At 62.7% G+C, this 3,956-nt stretch carries 4 protein-coding genes and 1 pseudogene; all 5 read right to left on the reverse strand.

Annotated features, from left to right (window positions below; all coding sequences use genetic code 11):
* A pseudogene (locus tag EOA28_RS39620) lies at positions 1-75 on the reverse strand (NADP oxidoreductase coenzyme); the annotation flags it as partial.
* Positions 72-806: a ribonuclease activity regulator RraA gene (locus EOA28_RS27545; RefSeq protein WP_126078762.1), complete on the reverse strand. Its 735-nt coding sequence runs from the start codon at positions 804-806 to the stop codon at positions 72-74. The pseudogene EOA28_RS39620 and the gene EOA28_RS27545, both read right to left, overlap by 4 nt.
* A 24-nt stretch (positions 807-830) precedes the next feature.
* On the reverse strand, positions 831-1,994 hold the full coding sequence (locus tag EOA28_RS27550; RefSeq protein ID WP_127249315.1) for a mandelate racemase/muconate lactonizing enzyme family protein: 1,164 nt from the start codon (positions 1,992-1,994) through the stop codon (positions 831-833).
* Between the two features lie 29 nt (positions 1,995-2,023).
* The gene (locus EOA28_RS27555; RefSeq protein WP_127249314.1) at positions 2,024-3,121 is read right to left on the reverse strand and encodes an ABC transporter ATP-binding protein; all 1,098 of its coding nucleotides are present in this window, start codon (positions 3,119-3,121) and stop codon (positions 2,024-2,026) included.
* A 126-nt stretch (positions 3,122-3,247) separates the two neighbouring features.
* Positions 3,248-3,956: carbohydrate ABC transporter permease (locus tag EOA28_RS27560; RefSeq protein WP_148670879.1), on the reverse strand; the 709-nt coding region annotated here is incomplete at its 5' end.

Below are 3,956 nucleotides of genomic sequence, written 5' to 3' on the forward strand. Positions count from 1 at the left end.
CTTCTGGAAGATGAGCTGGCCCCAAGCGCGGCCACGTGCCTGCACCAGCGCTCCGCCCTCGTTGAGCTTTCCTAACGCCTCGTTTTGCGCCACGCCTCATACTCTCCGCGGGCATCGTCGTGCAGCGGATAGTAGCGCTGCAAGGGCGCGCCCTGCATGAGCTTCTCTCGGGAAAACTCTTCCCAATCGTGGTGCTTCTGCGCCTCCTCGATCACCATGGGCGCCATCGAGACGGGGACCACCACCGCCCCGTCATCGTCGGCGACGATGATGTCGCCGGGGATCACGGTGACACCGCCGCAGGCGATCGGAACGTTGACGGCATTGGGATAGATGCTGGTCTGCACATGATAGTTGGGCGTCCAGCCGCGCAGCCATAGCGGCAGGTCGAGCTTCTCGACATTGGGCCGGTCGCGCATGCATCCGTCGATGACGATGCCTGCGCCGCCCCGGCCCTTGAAATAGGTCGACATCATATCACCGAAGACGCCGGACCTCATGTCGCCGCGCGCGTCGACCACGACCACGTCGCCCTCCTGCGCGTGGTAGAGCACATGCCGGTGCAGCTGCGTTTCCGGATCGGCATATTCGCCTTCGTTGAAGAGGTCCGGCCGCTGCGGCAGGAATTGCAGCGTCAGCGCCGGTCCGACGATCGATTTGCCATGGTTCTGCGCCACCGGGCCGACCATGTGCGGACTGCGGAAGCCCATGTGGCCGAGCGTGCCGGCGACCGTCGCCGCGCCGATCTCCTTCAGCGCTTCGATCAGGTCCTTGGACGGTCGCGTGATGTCGGTTGTATGCGTCATTGTCGGACTCCGGGTGAGATGGAACTACCAGTTGGTGACGGAACCGTCGCGGCGCTTGAGATGCGGCGCTTCCCAGAAGCGAAAGCTCTGCGCCTGGATCGCCGCCTCGTTGACCTCGATCCCGAGCCCCGGCAGGTCGCCGACCGGGTAATGGGTGCCGTCCAGCCGCGGTTGCACGGGAAAGAACTCGGAATTGTCGAAGCCCAGCTTCCTTTCGGGCACCCTGGTTTCGAGCCAGGCGAAGTTGGGCACCGCGGCGCCCAGATGGATGGTCGCGGCCGTGCACACCGGGCCAAGCGGATTGTGTGGCATCAGGTCGACATAATGCGCTTCGCTCCAGCCGGCGACCTTCATCGCCTCGGTGAGCCCGCCGACATTGCAGACATCGAGTCGGTTGAATTGGTGGATGCCGCGCTCGATATAGGGCAGGAACTGCCACTTGCTTGCAAACTCCTCGCCGATGGCGAAGGGGATGTCGGTCATCGTGCGCAGGCTCTCATAGGCCTCCGGCGCTTCGTCGCGGATCGGCTCCTCGAGAAAATCGAGTACGCCGCGGCCAAGCTTGCCGCAGAAGCTCGCCGCCTCGGCCACCGACAGCCGATGATGATAGTCGATGCCGAGCACGACCTCGTCGCCCAGCGCCTCTCGCGCCTTGTTCAGCATGGTGGCGGTAGGACCGATGGACTCGCGCGGCTCGAAAATGTCCCTGCTGCTTTGTCCGGCGGGGAAGAAGCGGATCGCCTGCCATCCTTCGGCATGCAGTTCGCGCGCTCGTTCGATGGCGGCGTCGCCCTCGGCCTCGTCTCCGGTCGAGGCGAAGGTGGGGATGCGATCACGCTGCTTGCCGCCGAGCAGCTCGTAGACCGGCACGCCTAGCGCCTTGCCCTTGATGTCGTGAAGCGCGATGTCGATCGCGGAGATCGCCGCCTGCAGAACCCGCCCGCCTTCGAAATACTGGCTGCGATAGAGTTCTTGCCAGATCCGGCCGATCTGCATGGCGTCGCGGCCGATGAGAAATTCGCGATAGTGCTCGACCGCACCGGCCACGGCCTTCTCGCGACCGCTCAGGCCGCTCTCGCCCCAGCCGAAGATGCCCTGGTCGGTCTCGACCTTGACGAGCATCTGGTTACGGGTCCCGACCCACACCGGGTAGGGCTTGATCGCGGTGATCTTCATCTTCGTCGTCATTCCCCCTCATGTCTCATGCGTTCGCCGTCTCAACTGGCCTCGAGCGCCATTTCCGTTTCGCTGTCGAACAGGTGCATGCGCTCCTGGTCGAACTCGAGCCAGATCTGCTCGTCGGGTGCGACGGCGACGTTGGGGGACACGCTGATGTTGACGATGGCACCGGAGAGGAACGCCTGCACGAAGGTCACGTCTCCGGTCGGCTCCACCGTATAGGCCTTGGCTGGAATGGCACCGGGGACCGCGCTCTTGTGCAGCTTGATCGTCGAATGCCGCGCGCCGAGCACGACCTTCCTGGTGGTCGCTTTCTGGACCTTGCGCGCATTGCGTTGCGACAGCTCAAGACTCCAGCCTTCCGCGCTCGTCAGGACGGCGCCGCCATTTGCCGTCGACCCCTCCAGCGGAATAAGGCTCATCGCCGGACTGCCGACGAAGCTCGCGACGAACATATTGGCGGGATGGGCGAAAACCTGCGCCGGCGAATCATATTGCTGCAGGTAGCCGCCATTCATCACCGCCATCCTGTCCGCCATGGTCACGGCCTCGAGCTGGTCGTGCGTCACATAGATGATCGTCGCCTTGAGGTCCTGGTGGAACCGCTTGATCTCGGATCGCATCTGCACGCGCAGCTTGGCGTCGAGATTGGAGAGCGGCTCGTCCATCAGGAACACCGCAGGATCGCGCACGAGGGCGCGTCCGAGCGCCACGCGCTGCTGTTGCCCGCCTGAAAGCTCGCGCGGCTTGCGTTCGAGCAGCTGCGTCATGTCGAGGACCCGCGCTGCTTCCCTGACCTTTCTGTCGATCTCGTCCTTGGGCAGCTTGCGCATCTGCAGTGGGAAGGCGAGGTTCATATAGACCGACTTTTGCGGATAGAGCGCGTAGTTCTGGAACACCATGGCAATGTCCCGGTCCTTGGGGTCGAGGTCGTTGACCACCCGGTCGCCGATGACGATGTCGCCCGATGTGACCGAGATCAGGCCCGCGACGAGATTGAGCGTGGTCGTCTTGCCGCAGCCGGAGGGCCCGACAAGCGCAACGAACTCGCCGTCATTGATTGTCAGCGAAACGTCGTTGACGGCTTTGAAGCTGCCATAGGTCTTGACGAGATCTTTGAGGACCACATGGGCCATGCAGGCAGCTCCCTAGAGCATGATGCCGAAAAGTGTGAAGCGGTTTTCGGACGACATCATGCTCTATCTCTTTGATTTAGAGCCGGATTCAGATTTCAGGTCGGTTCGACCTGAAATCATCCGGCTCTAGTGCTTGACCGCGCCTTCCGTGAGGGCGCGCACGAAGTATCGTTGCAGGAGGAGGAACAGCACCACGACGGGCACGCTCATCATGAAGCTGGCCGCCATCAGGCCAGGAAAGTCCGTCGTGTTCTCCGAGAAGAAGCGCTGGATGCCGACGGGCAGCGTCAGCTGTTCGTTCTTGGAGAGGAAGGTGTAGGCGTAGATGTACTCGTTCCAGGCGCCGATGAAGGAATAGATCGCGGTGGCGATGATGCCTGGCGTCGAGAGCGGCATCACGATCAGCATGAAGGCCTGGAACCGCGTTGCGCCGTCGATGCGCGCCGCCTGCTCGAGCTGCACCGGGATGTTGTCGTAAAAGCCCTTCAAGAGCCAGATCGCCAGCGGCAGGCCGAAGGTGAGGTAGGTGAGAACAAGCGAGCCATGCGTGTTCACCAGTCCGATCGCGCGCATCAGGATGAAGAGCGGCACCAGGAAGATCACCGCCGGGAACATGTTGCGCAGCAGGACGGCGAAGAAAAGGAAGTTCCGACCTGGGAAGGTGAAGCGCGAGAACGCGTAGGCCGCGGGAACCGCCACGATCACCGAAAGGATCGTCGTGGCGGTCGAGACGATGAGACTGTTCCAGAAGAAGCGCAGGAAATCCTGGCCGACGCTGTTCTGCGGATCGAGCAGTTTCTGGTAGCTGTCGAGTGTAGGTTGGTCAGGCCACCAT

This window comes from Mesorhizobium sp. M2A.F.Ca.ET.067.02.1.1, from assembly GCF_004023285.1.
In the GTDB taxonomy this organism is placed as follows: Bacteria; Pseudomonadota; Alphaproteobacteria; order Rhizobiales; family Rhizobiaceae; genus Mesorhizobium.